The 20615-nt window shown below is 49.7% G+C and carries 17 protein-coding genes and 1 other RNA gene; 14 read left to right on the top strand and 4 right to left on the bottom strand.

Going from position 1 to position 20615, the window contains the following annotated elements; all coding sequences use genetic code 11:
• Positions 1-14: 14 nt before the first annotated feature.
• From bamA to tilS, 10 genes are read left to right on the top strand one after another with little or no spacing between them, the layout of a single operon-like run.
• Complete coding sequence (gene bamA, locus QWF21_RS10090) at positions 15-2507, top strand: outer membrane protein assembly factor BamA (protein ID WP_407935281.1); 2493 nt, start codon at positions 15-17, stop codon at positions 2505-2507.
• Between the two features lie 19 nt (positions 2508-2526).
• Positions 2527-3048 carry an OmpH family outer membrane protein gene (locus QWF21_RS10085; protein ID WP_330087925.1) on the top strand — a complete coding sequence of 174 codons (522 nt, stop codon included), beginning with the start codon at positions 2527-2529 and terminating at the stop codon, positions 3046-3048.
• Positions 3049-4092 (top strand): UDP-3-O-(3-hydroxymyristoyl)glucosamine N-acyltransferase, encoded by a 1044-nt coding sequence (gene lpxD / locus QWF21_RS10080; protein WP_330087924.1) that lies wholly within the window; start codon positions 3049-3051, stop codon positions 4090-4092. It begins immediately after the preceding gene.
• Between the two features lie 58 nt (positions 4093-4150).
• On the top strand, positions 4151-4564 hold the full coding sequence (gene fabZ, locus QWF21_RS10075) for a 3-hydroxyacyl-ACP dehydratase FabZ (RefSeq protein WP_407935284.1): 414 nt from the start codon (positions 4151-4153) through the stop codon (positions 4562-4564).
• 1 nt (position 4565) lies between these two features.
• Entirely contained in the window at positions 4566-5336 is a 771-nt protein-coding gene (lpxA, locus tag QWF21_RS10070; RefSeq protein ID WP_330087922.1) for an acyl-ACP--UDP-N-acetylglucosamine O-acyltransferase, read from the top strand.
• Positions 5337-5387: 51 nt separating this feature from the next.
• Positions 5388-6560 carry a lipid-A-disaccharide synthase gene (gene lpxB, locus QWF21_RS10065; RefSeq protein WP_330087921.1) on the top strand — a complete coding sequence of 391 codons (1173 nt, stop codon included), beginning with the start codon at positions 5388-5390 and terminating at the stop codon, positions 6558-6560.
• The gene (gene rnhB, locus QWF21_RS10060; protein ID WP_330087920.1) at positions 6553-7149 is read left to right on the top strand and encodes a ribonuclease HII; all 597 of its coding nucleotides are present in this window, start codon (positions 6553-6555) and stop codon (positions 7147-7149) included. The genes lpxB and rnhB overlap by 8 nt, the downstream gene beginning before the upstream one ends.
• Positions 7146-10619, top strand: coding sequence for a DNA polymerase III subunit alpha (gene dnaE, locus QWF21_RS10055; RefSeq protein ID WP_330087919.1), 3474 nt, complete (start codon positions 7146-7148; stop codon positions 10617-10619). Before rnhB ends, dnaE begins: the two co-directional genes overlap by 4 nt.
• Positions 10620-10647: 28 nt before the next feature.
• Positions 10648-11604, top strand: a complete 957-nt coding sequence (accA, locus tag QWF21_RS10050) for an acetyl-CoA carboxylase carboxyl transferase subunit alpha (protein WP_330087918.1) — start codon at positions 10648-10650, stop codon at positions 11602-11604.
• Positions 11605-11625: 21 nt separating this feature from the next.
• Positions 11626-12966, top strand: a complete 1341-nt coding sequence (tilS, locus tag QWF21_RS10045; RefSeq protein WP_330087917.1) for a tRNA lysidine(34) synthetase TilS — start codon at positions 11626-11628, stop codon at positions 12964-12966.
• A gap of 5 nt (positions 12967-12971) precedes the next feature.
• Here the strand turns inward: tilS and QWF21_RS10040 are convergent, their stop codons facing one another.
• Entirely contained in the window at positions 12972-13871 is a 900-nt protein-coding gene (locus tag QWF21_RS10040; RefSeq protein WP_330087916.1) for a GGDEF domain-containing protein, read from the bottom strand.
• Positions 13872-14024: 153 nt separating this feature from the next.
• A complete protein-coding gene (locus QWF21_RS10035; protein WP_330087915.1) occupies positions 14025-15167 on the bottom strand; it encodes a patatin-like phospholipase family protein in 1143 nt (380 codons plus the stop codon).
• A gap of 171 nt (positions 15168-15338) precedes the next feature.
• Between QWF21_RS10035 and QWF21_RS10030 the strand changes: the two genes are divergently transcribed.
• The 3 genes from QWF21_RS10030 (at position 15339) to ffs (ending at position 18210) form a co-directional block, all read left to right on the top strand.
• On the top strand, positions 15339-16241 hold the full coding sequence (locus QWF21_RS10030) for a DUF3014 domain-containing protein (protein WP_330087914.1): 903 nt from the start codon (positions 15339-15341) through the stop codon (positions 16239-16241).
• A gap of 131 nt (positions 16242-16372) precedes the next feature.
• Positions 16373-18001 (top strand): methyl-accepting chemotaxis protein, encoded by a 1629-nt coding sequence (locus tag QWF21_RS10025; RefSeq protein ID WP_330087913.1) that lies wholly within the window; start codon positions 16373-16375, stop codon positions 17999-18001.
• A gap of 112 nt (positions 18002-18113) precedes the next feature.
• Positions 18114-18210, top strand: an RNA gene (gene ffs / locus QWF21_RS10020) — signal recognition particle sRNA small type.
• An 11-nt stretch (positions 18211-18221) separates the two neighbouring features.
• Here ffs and QWF21_RS10015 read toward each other — a convergent pair.
• Entirely contained in the window at positions 18222-18482 is a 261-nt protein-coding gene (locus QWF21_RS10015; protein WP_330087912.1) for a late competence development ComFB family protein, read from the bottom strand.
• Between the two features lie 134 nt (positions 18483-18616).
• On the opposite strand from QWF21_RS10015, the gene QWF21_RS10010 reads away from it, so the two are divergent.
• Positions 18617-19711 carry a tryptophan 2,3-dioxygenase family protein gene (locus QWF21_RS10010; protein WP_330087911.1) on the top strand — a complete coding sequence of 365 codons (1095 nt, stop codon included), beginning with the start codon at positions 18617-18619 and terminating at the stop codon, positions 19709-19711.
• On the opposite strand, the gene QWF21_RS10005 is transcribed toward QWF21_RS10010, so the two are convergent.
• Positions 19685-20614: a histone deacetylase family protein gene (locus QWF21_RS10005; protein WP_330087910.1), complete on the bottom strand. Its 930-nt coding sequence runs from the start codon at positions 20612-20614 to the stop codon at positions 19685-19687. The genes QWF21_RS10010 and QWF21_RS10005 overlap by 27 nt on opposite strands.
• Position 20615 lies beyond the last annotated feature (1 nt).

Below are 20615 nucleotides of genomic sequence, written 5' to 3'. Positions count from 1 at the left end.
AAGTTGTCCACAGAATGATAATGAAACGTTTAGCAGCTGCAATGCTGCTCGCTGGAATCAGCCACACGCTACATGCAGACGAACCCTTTGTGGTTCAGGATATTCAGGTTGAAGGCTTGCAACGGGTTGCCTTAGGGGCCGCACTTAATAATTTACCTTTTAATGTTGGTGATTCGGTTACTGACTTTACCTTGTCGCGAAGCATTAAAACACTGTTCTCTGCCGGCCACTTTGATGACATCCGTGTGTTACGGGATGGCAATACGGTGATTTACCGCCTGAAGGAACGTCCTACAATCAACAGCATCGAATTTGATGGCAATAAAGACATCAAAGATGATCAGCTAAATGAAAGCTTATCGGCACAGCGCATTGAGGTTGGCGAGCCATTGGACCGCACCATACTGCGCAGTGTCGAAAATGGCCTGACGGAGTTCTACCATGGTGTTGGTAAATACCAGGCCTCTGTTGAAGTAGAACTGGTGTATTTGCCGCGCAACCGGGTGAATGTCAAGATCAAGTTTGATGAGGGCGATGCCGCTTCGGTACGCCAAATCAATATTGTCGGGAACGAAATCTTCGACAACGATACCTTGCTGAGGGTGTTTGAATCTGGTCAGGACAAACCCTGGTGGCGCTTTATGGGTTCTGACCGTTATCAAAAACAAACGCTGCAAGGCGACTTTGAACGGATGCAGAGCTACTATCTGGATCGCGGTTACCTGCGCTTCAACATTGACTCGTCCCAGGTGTCGGTCAGCCCGGACAAATCCTCTGTCTATGTTACGTTAAATGTCACTGAGGGTGAGCAGTACACCGTGACTGGGGTGCGCTTTGCTGGCGACCTGATTGGCCAGGACACCTTAATTGAGCGTATTGTACCGATCAGCCCAGGTGAATTGTACAACGGTGCTTTGGTTACTTATTCAGAAGAGACAATCAGTCGGATCCTGGCCCGTTTTGGTTATGCCAACTCGCGGGTAACCACCATCCCGGATATTAATGACGACACCAAAGAGGTGGAGTTGACAATTCACGTCGATCCAGGCAAACGTATTTATGTGCGCCGTATTGATATTGCTGGCAATGCCAATACCAAGGATGAGGTGTTTCGACGTGAGTTAAGGCAGTTGGAAGGGGGCTGGTTGTCCAACGATGCGTTGGAGCTTTCAAAACAACGCATTCAACGCCTGCCTTACGTTGAGCGTATTGAATTTGAAACCCGTGATGTGCCGGGCATTGAGGACCAGGTGGATGTCACCTTCAACGTCCGTGAGCAGCCGTCGGGTAGCTTTAATGCCGGTATTTCCTATGGCGATTTCCAGGGGCTTGCCTTCCAGATCGGAGTGGAGCAAACCAACTTTATGGGCTCTGGTAACAGTGCTGGTATTAATCTAAATACCAACAAATACCAGAAAACCCTGGCGCTTAATTACAATAATCCATACTTTACCCTGGACGGGGTAAGCTTGGGGGGGCAGGTATTTTATACCAAGACGGATTACAGCAGCCTGAGCTCTAACCTGGAAGCGTATCGGCAGACCCGCTATGGTTTTGGTGCTTCTATGGGTATTCCAATTAATGAATACAACCGGCTGAACTTTGGCGCTACCATTAGCTTCAATAACCTTAGCTTGTTACAGGACTACGACCAGTTACGCCATTTTAAAAATGTGCTATTGGATGGTAATGATCCGGATGGCCGTTTGAAGTATGTGAACTATGAGCTGACTGCAGGCTGGGTACAAAGCACGCTGAACCGCGGCCTGTTCCCAACCGCCGGCCATTACTTTGGTTTGAATGGTCGTATTTCTACGCCTAATTCAGATTTGCAATTCTTCAAGACATCCTTTGAAGCGCGCAAATACATCCCACTTAGCCGTGATCACAGCTGGACCTTTATGAGTAAGCTGGAGCTTGGTTATGGCAATGGCTACGGCAGTCGCAATGGCTACGATCATACCTTGCCATTTAACGAGAACTACACTGCGGGTGGTTACAATATTCGGGGCTTTGAACACCGAATTATTGGGCCGCGGGCAGTATTCCGTTTGCCGACCAGTATTCCCGGCTTGCCGGATCCGATAACGGGGGGCAGCACCAACCTGCCTGGTGATCCATCGACAGATCGCTATAGTGTTTCACAGCGTTCAATTGGTGGTAATGCGATGGCAGTTGCCACACTGGAGCTGATCACACCGACGCCATTTGTTGGTGAAGACAACCGTAACTCGGTACGAACCAGTATCTTCCTCGATGCCGGTAATGTCTGGGATACCGAGTTTGATTTTAATCGCTACGCAAATCTGACGCAGCAGCGCCAGTTCGATCGGGAGCCGCTCTTGGCAGATTACTCCGATCCGACTATGATTCGTGTCAGCACAGGGGTATCCTTACAGTGGATTTCCCCGATGGGGCCACTGACGTTTAGCCTTGCTAAGATCCTCAATAAATACGAAGGTGACTTGCAAGAAAACTTCAGCTTTAATATTGGTACAACATTCTGATCATTTTGACTAAAGGACGATGACGTTGAAAAATTTACTTGTAAAAACAGCCGCTACTTTGCTTCTTGCTGCTTTATTAGTTGGCGCTACTGCTGCACAAGCAGCAAAAATCGCCTTTGTGGATGTGCAGGCTATTGCCAGCCAGTTGCCTCAGGCACAGCAAATTCAGGAAACCATTATGGCTGAATTTGGTGAGCGCATCGAAGCCATTGGCCAGTTGGAGCGTGATATCAACTTTAATGTAGAAAAAATTCGTCGGGATGGTCCAACCATGAGCGAAGCTGAACAGCAACGCTTGGCTGAAACCATTCAGCAACAGCAAATCCAGTATGAGCAGATGGCTCGCCCTCTGGATGAGCAAATGCGTCAGCGCCAGGCGGAAGAGCGCAATAAATTGCTGGCGGTGATCAAAAATGCTATCGATAAAGTGGCAGAACAGGGCAACTACGACATCGTGCTGAACTCCGGTGCCGCTGTGTATGCAAAAGACAGCTACGACATCTCTGCAGCTGTTGTCCGTCAGATCAGCAGCGGCAACTAAATGATGCGTTGGACTGCATTGCAATTAGCTCAGCACCTTGATGCTGAGCTAATTGGATCTGAAGAACAGGAAATTAGCAGTGTTGGTACACTGGAGCGCGCGCGAGCCGACCAGGTGAGTTTTCTGTCCAATCCGAAGCTCAAGCACCTGCTTGCCGATTGTCAGGCCGGTTTGTTGTTGCTAAGGGCGGAGGATAAGGCCCTATGGTCAGGCGCTGCGCTGCTGGTCGCTGATCCTTATGTCGCTTTTGCTAAAATTGCCCAGTTATTGGATTCCACGCCACCTGCGGCCTTGGGTATTCATCCGACAGCACAGATTGATGCCGGAGCAACTCTGGGCAAAGGGGTATCCGTTGGGCCTTATGCGGTGGTATCCGCCGGTGCCGTGATTGGCGATAATGTTGAGATTGGCTCCCATTGTTTTATTGGCGAAGCGGCCACTTTAGGTGCTGGTTGCCGGATTTGGCCTAACGTGAGCATTTATCATCGTGTCGAGCTTGGTCAAAACTGCATAGTACACAGTGGTGCTGTGTTGGGAGCCGATGGCTTTGGCTTTGCGAATGAGCGTGGTCGCTGGTTGAAAATTCCTCAGGTCGGTACCGTGCTGATTGGCGATGACTGCGAAATTGGTGCTCAGACCTGTATCGACCGTGGTGCGCTTGAGAATACAGTGATCGGCAATAATGTCATTATCGACAACCTGTGCCAGGTAGCACACAATGTGCGCATTGGTGACCATACAGCCATTGCTGGTTGTACGACCATTGCAGGCAGTGCCACCATTGGTCGTTATTGTATTATTGGTGGTGCCGCTGTGATTAATGGCCATATTGATATTTGCGATGGTGCCCAAATTAGCGGCATGGCAATGTTGATGAAACCCGTCACTGAAAAAGGCGTCTATACTTCAGGTATACCAGCCACCACCAATGCCGAGTGGCGTAAAAATACCGCCAGGCTTCGCAAAATTGACCAGCTGTATCAGCGGGTCAAAGATCTTGAGCTGCAGCTGGCAGCGAGCAAGCGTACAGACGAACAACCCTAATTCATGCAGAGGATCCACTTTGGCTAATCCCATTTCAAGCCTGGAAGTACAAGACATCATGGCATTGTTGCCACACCGCTATCCGTTTTTGTTGATTGATAGAGTGCTGGATTACACGCCAGGGGAAAGTCTTACTGCCATTAAAAATGTCACCATTAATGAGCCCATTTTTACCGGACACTTCCCTGGACGTCCTATTTTTCCCGGTGTGCTGATTCTTGAAGCCATGGCGCAGGCGACTGGTATTTTAGGTTTTAAAACAGCTGCTGAACGCTCTGAGAATGAACTCTATTTATTCGCGGCCATTGATGAAGCCCGTTTCAAAAAACCGGTGGTGCCAGGTGATACCATGGTGCTGGAGGTTAAGTTTTTAAAAGAACGCCGCAATATGTGGAAATTTTACGGTGAGGCCAAAGTCGAGGGGCAACTGGTCTGTTGCGCCGAGTTGATGTGTGCCAGGAGAGAGTTCTGACGTGATCCATCCATCTGCAGTGATAGAGCCAACAGCTCAGCTTGGCAAAAATGTGACCGTAGGTCCTTTTAGTTACATCGGTGCCGGTGTGGTACTGGGGGATGATTGCATTATTGAGTCCAATGTGGTGATCAAAGGTCCCAGTATCATTGGCCGTGGCAATCACTTTTTCCAGTTTGCCAGCATTGGTGAAGCCTGTCAGGATAAGAAATACAAAAATGAACCGACAGAGTTGATTGTCGGGGATTTCAATATTTTCCGGGAAGGCTGTACTGTACATCGTGGCACCATTCAGGACGAAGGCCGAACCGTTATTGGCAGCCACAATCTGTTTATGAATTACACCCATGTCGCCCATGACTGTGTCATTGGCAGCAATGTAATTTACGCAAACAATGCTTCTACTGCAGGTCATGTGCATGTTGGTGACTGGGTTATTTTGGGCGGCATGAGTGGCGTGCACCAGTTTTGTCACCTCGGCGCTCACAGCTTTATCGGCGGTGGTGCCATTGTTCTGAAAGACGTGCCACCTTTTGTGATGGCGAATGGTAACCCGGCAACCCCTGTGGGGATTAATACTGAGGGTTTAAAACGACGTGGTTTTACCGCAGAAACGCTGCTGGAAATTCGTCGTGCTTACAAAGAAATTTACCGCAAAGGGAATACCGTGTCAGAAGCGGTTGCTGCTCTGGCTGCGCAAAGCGAAGCCAATGTCGAAATCCGTCGTTTGACTCAGTTTATCGAGCATTCAAAGCGCGGTATTATTCGTTAATCCACAGTGCAGGCTGCAACTTCGGTTGTGGCCTAGGTTGGAAAGTCCGCTATGCCATCTAAAACACTCTCAGCTGCAGCCCCTCGTATAGCCATCATTGTAGGCGAGCATTCCGGTGATATTCTTGCTGCTGGCGTGATGGAGGCAGTGTTACGTCTTCATCCTGATGCCAGCTTTTATGGTATTGGCGGGCCACGCATGCAGGCACTGGGTTTTGATGCCTGGTTTGATATGGAAGAGCTGGCTGTCATGGGACTGGTGGAAGTGCTGGGACGCTTGCCACGCTTACTTCGCATTCGTAAAGAGCTGATTCAACGCTTGCTGGCCGAACAACCAGATCTGGTGCTGGGGGTGGATGCACCGGATTTTAACCTACCCGTAGAGCATAAACTAAAACAGGCAGGACTTACCACGGTTCATTACGTTAGTCCTTCGGTTTGGGCCTGGCGGCAGAAACGGATCCATAAAATAGCCGCAGCCACCGATCTGGTGCTGGCTTTGCTTCCTTTTGAAAAAGCTTTTTACGATAAGCATCAGGTACCTTGCCGTTTTGTCGGCCATACTCTGGCTGATCAGATGCCAATTACGCCTGATAAAGCGGCAGCCAAAGTCTCCATGGGGTGGCATAGTCAAACTGTACTGGCGCTAATGCCAGGCAGTCGCAGTAATGAAATTAAGCTGCTTAGTCCGGCCTTTTTGCAAGCGGCTGCCAGGCTAAAAGCCATACAGCCAGAGCTGCAGCTGGTATGCGCTATGGTGACAGAACAAAAAGCTGCCATATTTCAAGCCATCAAGCAGCAAGTGGCACCGGACTTGGAGCTAAGGCTGGTGATTGGTCAGTCCCGGCAGGTGTTGATGGCCGCGGATGCGGTCTTTATTGCCTCTGGTACCGCCACGCTGGAAGCCATGCTGGCCAAATGCCCGATGGTGGTTGCCTATAAATTGAATGCCATTACGTTTCAGCTGGCAAAATGGCTGGTGAAGATTGATTATTTCAGTTTACCCAACCTGCTGGCGAACGAAGCCCTGGTGCCAGAGTTGTTACAGCATGAAGTGAACCCAGATGCTTTGGTGGCTGCGATGCAACCATTGTTTGGACAAGACGCGAACTCCCTGATCCAACGTTTTACCGAGTTGCACCAGCAACTGGCTTGCGATGCCAGCCAGCAGGCTGCTGAAGCCATCCTTACATTAATAGCAACGAGTAGTAGTTCGCATGACTGACTTTATCCGGCCAAATGCACGCTTGCTGTGCGGTGTTGATGAAGTTGGGCGAGGCCCCTTGATTGGAGCCGTTGTCACCGCTGCAGTGATACTTGATCCGTCCCAACCGATTGCTGGTTTGGCGGATTCGAAAAAGTTATCGGAAAAAAAGCGTCAGCTACTGGCAACTGAGATCAGGCAAAAAGCCTTGTGCTGGAGTCTTGGCCGGGCCGAGCCGGCAGAGATTGACCAGCTAAATATTTTGCATGCCACCATGCTGGCAATGCAGCGAGCTGTTGCCGGGCTAAGGATCCAGCCGGAATGGGTATTGATTGATGGCAATCGTTGTCCAGAGCTGCCGGTACCTGCCAGCGCTGTCGTCAAGGGTGATAGTAAAGTGGCAGAAATCAGTGCGGCCTCGATTTTAGCCAAGGTGGCCCGGGATGATGAAATGTTAGCCCTGCACCAGCGCTATCCGCAATTTGGTTTTGACCGTCACAAAGGCTACCCGACGGCTGAGCATATGGCAGCTATCCGGCAGTTTGGTGTTTTGCCCGAACACCGGCGCAGTTTTAAACCGGTACAGTATCAGTTAGAGTTGATGGCATGACCCAGCCTGCTTTCGTTCATTTACGTGTTCACAGTGACTTTTCCATGGTTGACGGTGTCGCCAAGGTCAAGCCTATCTTAAAAGCTGCCCAGCAGCTGCAGATGCCCGCGTTGGCCTTAACAGACACCATGAATCTGTGCGGTTTGGTACGATTCTATGGCGGCGCTATCGACGCCGGCATCAAACCCATCATCGGCGCTGATTTCTGGGTGCACGACGCAGAATTAGCGCAAGACAGTGGGCGCATGGTGATTTTAGCTGCTGATAACACCGGCTATAAAAACCTGACTTTACTGATTTCCAAAGCCTATCTACGGGGCCATCTGGATGGGAAGCCCCAAATAGATCACAGTTGGCTGGCTGAATACAGCGAGGGCTTGATCCTGCTCTCTGGCGCTAAAGATGGCCTGTTAGGCAAAGCACTGTTAAAGCAAAACACTTCCGTTGTTGAACAGCTTACGGCTTTTTATCAACGGCACTTTGCTGGCCGGTTTTATCTCGAATTGGTCCGTACCGGCCGGGCCGAGGAAGAACAATACATTCAGTTGGCGGTAGATTTAGCTGTCCAGACTGATTTACCGGTGGTAGCTACCAATGAAGTGGTTTTTTTGCATGCTGATGACTTTTCAGCGCATGAAATCCGGGTAGCGATTCATGATGGTTATACGCTGGATGATAAGCGACGGCCCAAACGCTATTCAGAGCAGCAGTATCTGCGCACTGAACAGGAAATGCTCACGCTGTTTGCAGATATTCCCGAAGCGTTGGCCAACTCGGTCGAAATTGCTAAACGTTGCAATGTCACCATTCGGTTGTATGAATACTTTTTACCGGCGTTCCCAACCGGAGGTATGACTGACGCGGACTTTTTGGTGTTAAAGTCGCGGGAAGGATTAGAGCAGCGCTTGGAGCAGTTGTTTCCGGAACCTGCCGAGCGGGCGGCAAAACGTAGCGAATACGATGAGCGGTTGCAAATTGAACTGGATGTGATCAACCAGATGGGCTTTCCCGGCTACTTCCTGGTAGTGATGGAGTTTATTCAGTGGAGCAAGGACCATGGTATTCCGGTTGGGCCGGGACGGGGTTCGGGTGCAGGGTCGCTGGTGGCTTATGCGTTAAAAATCACCGATCTGGATCCGTTGGAGTTTGACTTACTCTTTGAACGCTTCCTAAACCCGGAACGGGTATCCATGCCCGACTTCGACGTCGATTTTTGTATGGACAGGCGCGATGAGGTCATTGAGCATGTGGCCGACATGTATGGCCGGGAAGCGGTATCGCAAATTATCACCTTTGGTACCATGGCCGCCAAAGCGGTGATCCGGGATGTTGGCCGGGTGCTGGGGCACCCCTATGGTTTTGTCGATCGTATTTCAAAGCTGATACCGCCGACGCCAGGTATGACGTTGGAGCAAGCATTCAAAGAAGAGCCACGTCTACCAGAACTGTACCAGCAAGATGAAGAAGTGCGGGACTTGATTGATATGGCCCGGCGACTGGAGGGGGTCACCCGCAACGCCGGTAAGCATGCCGGTGGTGTGGTGATTGCACCGACCAAAATTACAGATTTCTCCCCCTTGTACTGCGATGATGAGGGCCGCAACCCTGTTACTCAGTTTGACAAGAACGATGTAGAAACCGCGGGCCTGGTCAAGTTCGACTTTCTTGGATTACGTACTCTGACCATACTGCAATGGGCAGTCGATATGGTCAATGCCCGGCGACAACTGCAGAATCAGCCATTGGTGGATATCAACAGCATCCCGTTGAATGATCCTCAGAGTATTCAGACCTTATTACGTGCCGATACCACGGCAGTGTTCCAGTTGGAATCCCGTGGTATGAAAGACTTGATTCGCCGTTTAAAGCCCGACTGTTTTGAAGACATGATCGCTTTGGTGGCTTTGTTTCGACCCGGGCCTTTGCAATCGGGCATGGTGGATAACTTTATCGACCGCAAGCAGGGGCGGGAGGAGATCTCCTACCCAGACGCCAATTACCAGCACGAATCGCTTAAGCCCATTCTGGAGCCGACCTACGGCATCATCCTGTATCAGGAGCAGGTGATGCAAATTGCTCAGGTATTGGCTGGTTATACCCTGGGTGGCGCCGACTTACTGCGCCGGGCCATGGGTAAAAAGAAACCTGAGGAAATGGCCAAGCAACGGGCTGTATTCGAGGAAGGTGCCCGCAACAACGGCATTGATGGTGAGCTGGCCATCAAAATTTTCGACTTGGTTGAAAAGTTTGCCGGTTATGGTTTTAACAAATCACACTCAGCGGCTTATGCATTAGTATCCTACCAAACGCTGTGGATGAAAACTCACTTTCCAGCCGAATTTATGGCTGCGGTGATGTCGGCAGATATGGATAACACCGATAAAATAGTGACTCTGGTGGATGAATGCGACCGGATGAAACTGAAATTGTTGCCACCGGATGTGAATGCCGGCCAGTATAAGTTTACTGTGGATGAGCAGGGGCGCATTATTTACGGTATTGGTGCGATCAAAGGCGTGGGTGAAGGCCCTGTTGCCGCCATTATTGAAGCGCGTGAGCGCTTGGGTACTTTCACTGATTTGTTCGACTTTTGCTACAAAGTTGATTTGAAAAAGCTGGGCAAGCGGGTAATTGAAAAGTTGATCCTGGCCGGAGCTCTGGATCGTTTAGGCCCGCACAGAGCGGCTATTTCTGCCAGCCTGGAAGATGCCGTCCGTGCTGCCGAGCAGCAGGCGCATGCCGAAGCCATTGGGCAGGAAGATCTGTTTGGTGCCTTAACACCAGAGCCTGAGCAAGCGATGCAGTCATTTCGCCAGGTAGCACCCTGGCCGGATGAAGTCTGGTTAGAAGGGGAGCGCGAGACACTGGGGCTCTACTTAACCGGTCACCCGATCAATCGTTATCTTGATGAATTGAAGCACTATGTTGGCTGCCGCTTAGTGGACCTGCAGCCAACACGGGGGGAGCAAAGTCTCACCGTTGCGGGTTTAGTTGTGGCAGTTCGGGTGTTGGTGAATAAGCGTGGCCGTCGCTGGGCCTTACTGACACTGGATGATAAATCAGCCCGTGTCGATGTGCGTTTGTTTCCTGACCAGTTTGATAGCTTTGAATCCTTACTGCAAAAAGACAAAGTTTTAGTGGTCACCGGACAGGTACGATTTGATGATTTCAGCGGGGGCCTTACAATGACCGGCCGGGATTTGGCTGAAATCACGTCTGTGCGGGAAAAATATCTTAAATCGCTGCAAATTACGCTAAAATCAGACCAATGTGATGCTAAGTACCTTGAGTTGCTGCAGCAAACTCTGGCAGAGCATAAAGCCGGAACTGTACCTGTGTTGCTGCATTATTTGCGTCCGGAAGGTAAAATTAGTTTACGTCTGGGCAGCGAGTGGTGGGTAACACCAACCGATCTGTTGCTGCATCAGCTCAGGCAACTGGCTGAAATAGAATTAGATTTTCATAATTGAACCGAATAAAAAGAAGGTTTGACGACTCATGATGTTAAATTATCTGGAATTTGAGCAACCCATTGCCGAGTTGGAAGCAAAGATTGATGAGCTGCGTAATGTCAGCCGCAATGGCGACTTCGATCTTGGGCTGGAAGAGGAAGTCAACCGACTAAAAGAAAAGAGTCTGGCACTGACAAAAAAAATCTTTGCTGATTTAGGCGCCTGGCAAGTGGCGCAATTGGCGCGTCACCCGCACCGGCCTTATACGCTGGATTACATTGAGCATATGTTTACCGATTTTGATGAGTTGGCTGGTGATAGAACCTTTGCCAATGATGTTGCGATTGTCGGTGGCACTGCACGGCTGGATGGTCGCCCGGTGATGGTGATTGGCCACCAAAAGGGGCGTGATACCAAAGAAAAAGTGCGACGTAACTTTGGCATGCCCCGGCCAGAAGGGTACCGCAAAGCGTTACGCCTGATGGAGATGGCAGAACGTTTCAAGATGCCTATTATTACCTTTATTGATACCCCGGGGGCTTATCCGGGCATTGGTGCTGAAGAGCGGGGGCAGAGTGAAGCCATTGCCCGTAACCTGAAAGTAATGGCCGGTTTAAAAGTCCCTGTGGTTTGTACTGTGGTTGGTGAAGGTGGCTCCGGTGGAGCTTTGGCTATCGGGGTTGGTGATCGGGTGAATATGCTGCAGTACAGCACCTACTCGGTGATTTCACCAGAGGGCTGCGCCTCTATCCTTTGGAAAAGTGCGGAAAAAGCAGCTTTAGCTGCAGATGCTATGGGTATTACCGCAGAGCGGTTAAAAGAGCTGGATTTGATTAACCGGGTGGTGCCGGAGCCTCTGGGCGGAGCCCATCGTAATCCAGAGCAAATGGCGTTGTCGTTAAAAGAAACCATTGTGAGTGATCTGCAGCAACTGGATACCTTATCCGTGCAGGAGCTGCTGGATAAACGCTATCAACGGTTGATGTCATTTGGCTATTGCTAGGCTGCTGTTAAGTAAGCGGCCATGACCGCAGCACAGCAAGCACAAACGAGCAGGCAGCTGGAAGAGACTCTGGCTGCTTGTTTGCATCGGTACCAGCCACAGCAGGTGGTGCTGGCCTTGAGTGGTGGTATGGATTCCATGGTGTTGTTGGAGCTGTTGCACCGCTTGCGGCAAAGTGCCGATTGGCAGTTGAAAGCTGTGCATGTGCATCATGGCTTGCATGCATTGGCCGACGATTGGCTGGCCTTTTGTCAGCGTCAATGCGCACAACGGGCAATTCCCTTTCTTTACCACAAAATTCAGCTGGCAGGTCGACACAATCTAGAAGCAAGGGCTCGTACAGCGCGCTATCAACAACTAGAGCAATACTGCAGTCAGGCTGATAGTTTGGTGCTGACGGCGCATCATGCGGACGATCAACTGGAAACCTTGCTGTTGGCATTAAAGCGGGGCAGTGGACTGGCTGGTTTATCCGGTATCGCGGCGATTCGTCCTTTTAACAAAGGGTACCTGCTTCGTCCTTTACTGTCGATTAGCAGGACACAGCTGGAGTCTTTTGCTGCCATGGCACAGCTGGCGTGGGTGGACGATCCAAGCAATCAGGATACTGGCTTTGATCGCAATTTTTTGCGTCAAAAGGTGGTGCCTGTATTGCAACAGCGGTGGCCAGACTTTGCTCAAACGGCAGCACGTAGCATGGCACATTGCGCCGATGCGCAGCAGCAGTTGCAGCAACAATGGCAGCAGCAGTTACGGCCTTTTATTCATGACAAAGGTCAGGTGCTGCAGTTGGCGGCATTGCACGGCAAAGAGCGCAGTGTGCGTAATGCCTTGTTGCGTTGCTGGTTAGGGCAGTTTCAACTGAATCCTGAGCTGGCCTGGTTAGATACTTTGCATCATGAGGTGATTGCTGCCAAAGCAGATGCCAGTCCTCAGCTTGCCATACAAGGCTGGCAAATTCGACGCTATCAGCAAGCACTTTATCTCACCAAAGCGGTGCCTGAGCTGGCAGCGGATTTTGAACTGTTTTGGTGTGGTCAAGAGGTGCTGGATTTACCTGCAGGCCTTGGACAATTGCATTTTGTTTACGCTGAGAGTCCACCTGCGGCAGGCTGGTTACCATTGCCAGCCACTACGGATTTGCTTGTTTGTTTTGGTCGTTTGAGCCTTAGCTTTAAGCCTGCGGGCGCGCTTCATAGTAAGCCTCTTAAGCAATGGTGCAAGCACTGGCAATTGGCTCCCTGGCAACGGCCTTTATTGCCTTTACTGCTGAATGACAATCAGCTTATCGCTGTGGCTGGAAAGGCCAGCGCTGTTGCAGCAGAGTCTGCAACTTTGTGGTGTCGTTTCACTCAGCCATAGCAGTGTCAGGCTTGGCGCACCCGGTTCTTGCCGGCATCCTTGGCTTGATACAAGGCTTTGTCTGCAGCAGTGAACAGATCGCTGGCGCTTTGATTTGTTTGCCAACGGGCAATGCCGACGCTGGCTGTGACCTGATGCTGTTGGCAAAAGTGTTGGCGCAAAATCGCTTTAACTAAACGCCGACCAATCAACTCGCTGCTGGTAACATCGTCACCAGTGAGTAAGACAGCGAATTCATCCCCGCCAAAACGGAACAAGGAGTCGGTAGCTCTTAGGGTTGAATGCATAGCGCTGGCTACGGCAATCAAAATATCGTCACCGGCAGTATGCCCAAAGCGATCATTGACTTGTTTAAAATTATCCAGATCCAGCAGCAGCACCGCACATTGTCCTTGGGTACGTTTGGATAGTTGGATTGCCTTGTCCAGGCTGTCATCAAAGAAGCGACGGTTACCAAGGCCTGTCAGGGTATCTTTAAGAGCCATTTGTTGCAGGCGGGTAACAATCAGAGCATTGCGTAACGGATACAGCCACTCTACTTCCAGCACTTGCAGTTTTTTGCACACCAAAGGTGTAAAGGGTTGATCGCTGCAGTACTGCAGCTTAGCTAAACACTGATCTTTTAGCATTAGCAGGCTACGCTGCTGGTACCTGGCCTGGGCTGACCCAGCGGCCTGAAACTCACCGACAGCTGTCTGCAATTCTACGCCGGATAGTGGCAGAATATTGCCAGCAGCCATCGCAAAAAGTTGCAGCTGCTCTTGCAGATCCAGACTGGTTTGTAACTGTGCCAGCAGTGTCTGATGTTCTTGCCCTTCACCACTATGCCAGTATTCATCCGTCGCAATAGCCGCGTAACTTAAGGCATGCGGCAGACTGATTTCAGAAAGTAAACACAAGCTCATATCTGTATCTCGCTTCAGTAGATACCAGTTTTATAAGCAATTACTAAGCCAATATAATTAAATGCTATGGATCAATCACTTGATACAAGCTATGGCTCGCAGTTGTTCTGCTACTGCCTGGATGACGGTTTCTTGACGATGAGTCAGTCGTTCCTATGTCTGTTGCAGGAACTGCATGATGTTGTCCAGTTGATGCATGCCGTCTTCATAGCCACAATCGATTAAACGGCGGGTGTACTCCTGTTCGAACAGCAGATAACTGGCAAGGCTGGAGTCAGAATGCTGACCAATACCCATCAACCGGAAGATGCTGCGAACGGCGATAGGCAATGATAAATAATGCTCGCTGGCAATCTGATTAAAGTTCTGACTGGGATTGATCAGCAAGCTATCAATGGGTTTTAAATTGGTTTGGATCTGGTGTTGTCGCATCGTTTCAATCGTATTGTTGATACGCTGCATTCGCTCGAGATCGGAGTTCAGGGTGTCGGCAAAGATGGTATCCAGCAAATGCCCTGCGATGGTTGCAAGTCCGGGGTGGTGAGGCAGCCGCTCACTAAAATCATGACTTCGGGGTTGCTCCAGGCCGATCACCAAAATTTTTTCTGCTCCTAAATGGATGGGAGCCGATAATGGCGAGAGCTGATTTACAGAGCCGTCACCAAAGTATTGCTGGTGGATTTGCACCGACGGGAACAGCACCGGAATGGCAGCCGATGCCAGCAAATGGTGAAGACCTAGCAGGGTACGCTGACCGCACCGTTTTGCGCGTCGCCATTCATCGGCGCTGTCAGATTGAAAAAAAGTGATAGAATCACCATTGTTGTAGCTGGAGGCGGTGACGGATACACTGGATAGATAGCCACCCAGAATATTGCGATCGATACGCTTTAGATCCAGGATCTTACTGAGCAACTGCTTTAGTGGCGTGTTATCAAAGACGCTCACCGGGCGTTTATTGGCATAATCTGCCTGAAAAGCACTAAAGAGGCCACGCAACAGATGCCGGAATACACGCGGATAATCTGAGTAATAGACTTGATTCGTATGGAACTGCCGCCAGACCCATTCAATTTTTTTCACCCCCAGATGAAAGCACGATGCATAGCAAGCAATGCCGGTGCCATTGATGGCGCCGGCTGAGGTACCACAAATAATATCAAATGGGATTTTGCTGTTACGCGGGTACCGGGTCGCTATCGCTTTTAGCACCCCCACCTGATAGGCAGCCCGGGCACCACCACCCATCAGCAACAGGGCTGTCTTTTTTCGTGCTGTGGATGTAGTTGGACTCATGAGGCTGAACTTTTACTCCAATCAAGGCTCTGTTGACTTAACTTGCTGGCAATCTGGCAGATATTGCATTTCATCGTGGCCATTGTATGCTGAGCAAGATAGGAATGCGACCTGACTTTAGTCTGGCCGCAGAGCTGAATGAATGCAACTTTTACCTGCAATGAGGCAACTATGTCAGAGCACGAATCGTCTGAAGCATCCGCATCTGGTCAGCACTTGTATTATCTGGGACTGGCCGCTGTCGTCTTGGTAATCTTGGTTGCTGTTTGGTTACTGTTTCGGGGGGACCCTGAAATATCTGAACCAGAGGTGAGGCCAGTAGCTGTGCCTGAGCAGCCGGAAATAACCGAAGCACCGCCGCCACTGCCGGTTGAACCAGTGTTTGAACCCAGGGAGCCTGAGCTGGTGGTAGAGCCCATAGTGAGCCATGAGTCGGCTGTAGATGATGGATTGCCGGAGGATGAACAGCGTCAGGTTGCCCCTGAGCCAGAACTACCGGCCTTAAATGAATCGGATGCAGCCGTAAGTCAGTCGCTGTTGCAATTACCATGGCAACCTGGTTTGGCTGGTATCTTTGTGCGTGAAGATATGGTGCGCCGTTTTGTGGTACTGACAGACAACATCAGCCGGGGACAAATAAGCAGTGAGCATTTGGTGTTGCAAACGCCGCAGCAGCCTTTTGCTGTTAAGCGGGATGGGGAACAGCTGCTGCTGGACCCTGCTGGCTTCGTGCGTTATGAACCTTATCTAAGGTTATTGGAAAGTGTGCCGGCATCGGCTCAGGTGGCGTTATTGCGCCAGTACCAACCGCTGTTGGATGAAGCTTTTGATGAGCTGGGTTATCCGGATACATCTTTTGAAAGCCGTTTGTTGGAAGCTATTGATTATCTGCTGGAACAGCCTGTGATGGATGGTGTCTTTGAGCTGGAGCTGCCCAGTGTGATGTATCATTTTGCAGAGCCTCACCTTGAAACAATGAACGATGTGCAAAAGCAGCTGATCCGGATCGGGCCAGCAAATCAGCGTCGATTGCAGCAGCAGTTGATAAAGTTGCGTCAGGAGTTGCAACAATGATTCGAACGGCTCACTTATATTAATAACTGATTAAACTATAATTAATTCAGCTGCTTATATCTTTCTCTTTGTAAATGCTTGTCTATGCTCATAGAAGCAGAGACAAGCATAACAGAGTAAAGAGGTATCAAATGCTGAATCATCTAACCGTTAAATTACGGCTAACATCACTGATTGTGGTGCCTTTGTTAATCATCTTGCTGCTTTCCATGGTATCGCTCCGTGAGATGCAGCAGTTGAATCAAGGGATAAACAGTCTGTACCATGATCGGGTGGTACCTCTGCGGCAAATCAAAGTGGTGTCAGATGCTTATGCTGTTGCCATGGTCGATACGTTTCATAAATACCGCAGCGACCAGTTGAACGCTCGGCAGGCGCAACAGGAGTTGCAACAGGCTAAGGCTGAAGCGGAGCAGTATTGGCGTCAGTACCTGGCTACTGAGTTGACCGCAGAGGAACGACGCATAGTGGCGGATGTAGAACGTTTACGGCAGCCTTTTTTAGCCGAAGCCGAACGCTTTACTACGGCTATAGGCCAGAATACGTTTCTATCCGCTATCAGCAACACTGAATTTAATCAGCGCCTTTATGCGGTTGCAGATCCATTAAGTGCAGCTTTGGATGCACTGATCATGTTACAGCTGGATGAATCAGAGCGTTTCAGGGCTGCAGCAGAGCAAGGTTTCGAACAAAGTCGGCTTTTCTTTATACTGCTGTTGCTGGTAGTTTTTATGTCCCTGGCTATGATGGGGTGGTGGATTTACCGTTCTATTCAAGCTCCGCTTTTTCTGCTGCAAAACGCTATTCAAACGGTTGGTAAGAGTCTGGATCTGAGAGTTCGCGCTAAAGTGACAGGCCAGGATGAATTGGCCCAGGCATCCACTGCCTTTAATGGCACCATGGAACGTTTGCAGCTGTTCTTTAAAGAACTGGATGCCGCCATTCAGCAGTTAGCAACAGCGGCGGAAGAAATGAGCCACATCAGCGAGCAGGTGAGCACTACCTCCAGTGAACAAGAACAAAACGTCAGTATGATAGCCACGGCCATCACTCAGATGTCTTCAGCTATTCAGGAGGTTGCCGGCAGTGCACTGCGGACATCAGAGCAAGCAGGTGAGGCCGATACCTTGTCGGAGCAAGGTGTTAGCCGGGTGAAGCTGAGCATTCAATCCATTGGTCAGTTATCCGGTGCTTTGGATGAAGCCGCTAAAGTGATTACTCAGCTCAATACAGAGTCTGATAAGATCAGTCAGGTGTTAGCGGTTATTACCAGTATTGCAGAGCAAACCAACTTGCTGGCGCTGAATGCTGCTATTGAGGCAGCCAGAGCGGGGGACGCTGGTCGGGGTTTTGCTGTGGTGGCGGATGAAGTGCGGCAACTGGCCACTAATACTCAAAAAGCAACGGAGTCGATTCGAGGTATGATCGACAACCTGCAACTTTCTTCCAAAGAAGCTGTTCAAGCCATGGAAAACTCGGGGCAGTTTGCGCAAGTCAGTGTCAAGCAAGTGAACGAAACCGGTGAGGTGATCAGTCAAATGAAAACTTCGGTCAGTCATATCGTCGATATGAATACACAAGTATCAACTGCTACCGAACAGCAAACCATTGTAGCGGAAGAAATCAGTAAGAATATCAGTGATGTTACCGTGAGTATCGGGGAGGTGACTCATAGTGCCAAACAAAGTGCCGAAGCCAGTGACATGTTGGCGCGCTTGTCATCGGATTTGCAGCAAAAAGCGGCGGCTTTTAAAGTCTGATAAGCTGCACAACTGATGTTTTGTTGTGCAGCCAGTACTGTGGTAGTTGCAACTAAGGCCGGATTTGCGCATAATGCGCGCCTGCCATCTTGATGGCACACTATGGTAACCCCATGGGTCCTCTCGCAATGCTAGTAGGTGAACCCGGTCAGGTCCGGAAGGAAGCAGCCGCAGCTTATGACGCATGTGCCGGGATGTGGCTGGTGGGGTTGCCACCCACCTACCTTTGATTGCTCAAAAACTCCACTGCTTTGCGCACGGCTTCCTCCACTTTCATTTGCATCTCAAAACGCTCACTTTGTGGCAGGTAAAAAGCCATATCGACTTCGTAACGGATGTAGCGCGGCGGCAGCTGATTAAGAATAATGCAACACAAATCTGCCAGGTAGTCCTGATCTTTGTCAATATCCAGGCCCTGTGCCGAAATATATTCCAGCACCAGCTTTTCGTAATAATTATGAATATCATCATTCATTGTCATAGGTAAGGCCTCATTCGTAAAGCAGAAAATACTGTTACCAAGCATAATCGGCTTTCTGAAAAAAAACCACTGCATTGGTAATGCAGTGCTGCGTTGATACAATGGCGCTACTTTATCAGTATGAGCAAAGAAATATGCAAAAAAATCAAAAGCCTTGCTATTACGGCGACTATCTCCAGCTGGATAGCATCCTGAATGCTCAAGCGCCGGAAAGTGCCAATTACCATGCTGAAGCGCACGACGAGACCCTATTTATCATCGTGCATCAAGTCTATGAACTTTGGTTCAAGCAAATTTTGCATGAGTTGAAAGCAGTGTTGGCTGTGTTCGCCGCCGAGGAAGTCAAAGATGAGCAATTGACCGGCATAGTGCATAAGTTAAAGCGGGTGATTAGTATTCAACAATTGCTGAACCAGCAAATTGCAGTGATGGAAACCATGACGCCGCAAGACTTTATGTCGTTTCGTGATTACCTGGTACCGGCTTCTGGTTTTCAGAGTGTGCAGTTTAAAATGTTGGAAATAGGTCTTGGCTTAAAAAGCGATTACCGAATTGATTTTGATAAAAACTCATTTTACACCCGTCTGAACGAGAAAGATCGGAGTTTTCTGCAGGCATTAGAGCATCAGCCCAGCTTGTTCGAGTTGATCGAAAAGTGGTTGGAACGTATGCCGTTTCTGGAGTTTGGTGACTTTAGTTTCTGGCAATTGTACCAGCAGGCGACTCAAGCCATGTTGGATAGCGATGAAGCCATTGTGTTAGGCATTGAGCAGTTGGCCGACCAGGAGCGGGCTTTGCAATTGGCCGAAATCAACAAAACCCGGCAAAAATTTGCGGCCTTGCTGAATGAGGCAGAGTATCTGCAGTTACAGCAGCAGGGAGCCTTCCGGCTGAGTCAGCGTGCAATGTTGTCGGCGCTATTTATCAGCTTGTATCAGGAAGAGCCGGTGTTTAACTTGCCATTCCAGTTGTTAACTTGCCTGACAGAAATCGATGAAAACCTAACGATCTGGCGCTACAAGCATGCCATGATGGTACAACGGATGCTTGGTACTAAGATTGGCACTGGTGGTTCTTCCGGTCATGATTATCTGAAGCGGACTACCGAAAAAAATCGAATTTTCACTGACTTGTTTCACATGGCCACTTTTTTACTGCCAAAAACAGCATTACCAGCTTTACCGGTAGAGCTTAAAAAGCGTTTAGGTTTTTATTTTGCTGGCGATTAGATTATTCTCAAGCTCTAAAGCGGCTTTGAACAGTTGCAGGTGAAGCTTAGTTAGGGCTGCAAGATCACGTTGATAGCCACCGCCAATCACAGCTGCCACTGGTATTTGGTGCTGACGGCAGCTTTGCAACACCAAGCGATCGCGCTGTAATAAAGCTGTCGTACTCAGTTGCAGGTGCCCCAGCTCATCCTGTTGATGGCAATCGACTCCGGCATCATAGAGTACCAGCTCTGGCTGATACCAGTTTAGCAGGCAGCTGAGTGCTTGCTCCACTTCTGTGAGGTAGTCTTGCTCGCTAATAGTGGCAGGTAGCGACAGATCCCAGTCTGATTGTTGTTTATAGTAAGGGAAATTTTTGTCGCAGTGCACTGAGCAAGTGATGATATCCGGATTATCAGCCAGCATCTTTGCTGTTCCGTCGCCTTGGTGTACATCAAGATCAAAAATCAGCAGACGCTTTACCCCTTGTTGTTGCATCGATTTAGCAGCAAAGACCAGATCATTGAATAAACAAAAACCAGAGCCTTGATCATAAAAGGCATGGTGATAACCGCCACTTAAATGCAGTGCAAGCCCATGCTGTAAGGCTAGTTCGGCGCAGAGTCGGGTGCCGGCAATCGAAGCCAGGGAGCGGGCGATAAGCTGTTTTGACCAGGGAAAGCCAATACGGCGCATTGCTTTGCCATCCAACTGACCCGAGCAGAGCGCATCTATGTAATGTGGACAGTGGGCCAGTTCAAGCTCATGTTGTTGCAATGGCTTTGGTTGCTGAAATTGGCTGGCTGGTACACCAAGTGCAAGCAATTGTTGCTGCAGTGCATGGTATTTCCCAATAGGGTAGCGATGCCGCTCTGGCAGCATTAAAGCACTATAGCTGGGGTGATAAACCAGAGGTAGTGTCATA

Source organism: Alkalimonas mucilaginosa, from assembly GCF_036327005.1.
Classification (GTDB): Bacteria; Pseudomonadota; Gammaproteobacteria; order Enterobacterales; family Alteromonadaceae; genus Alkalimonas; species Alkalimonas mucilaginosa.
Note: the sequence above shows the minus strand (reverse complement) of the source record. Positions and strands in the feature narration are given on the sequence as shown.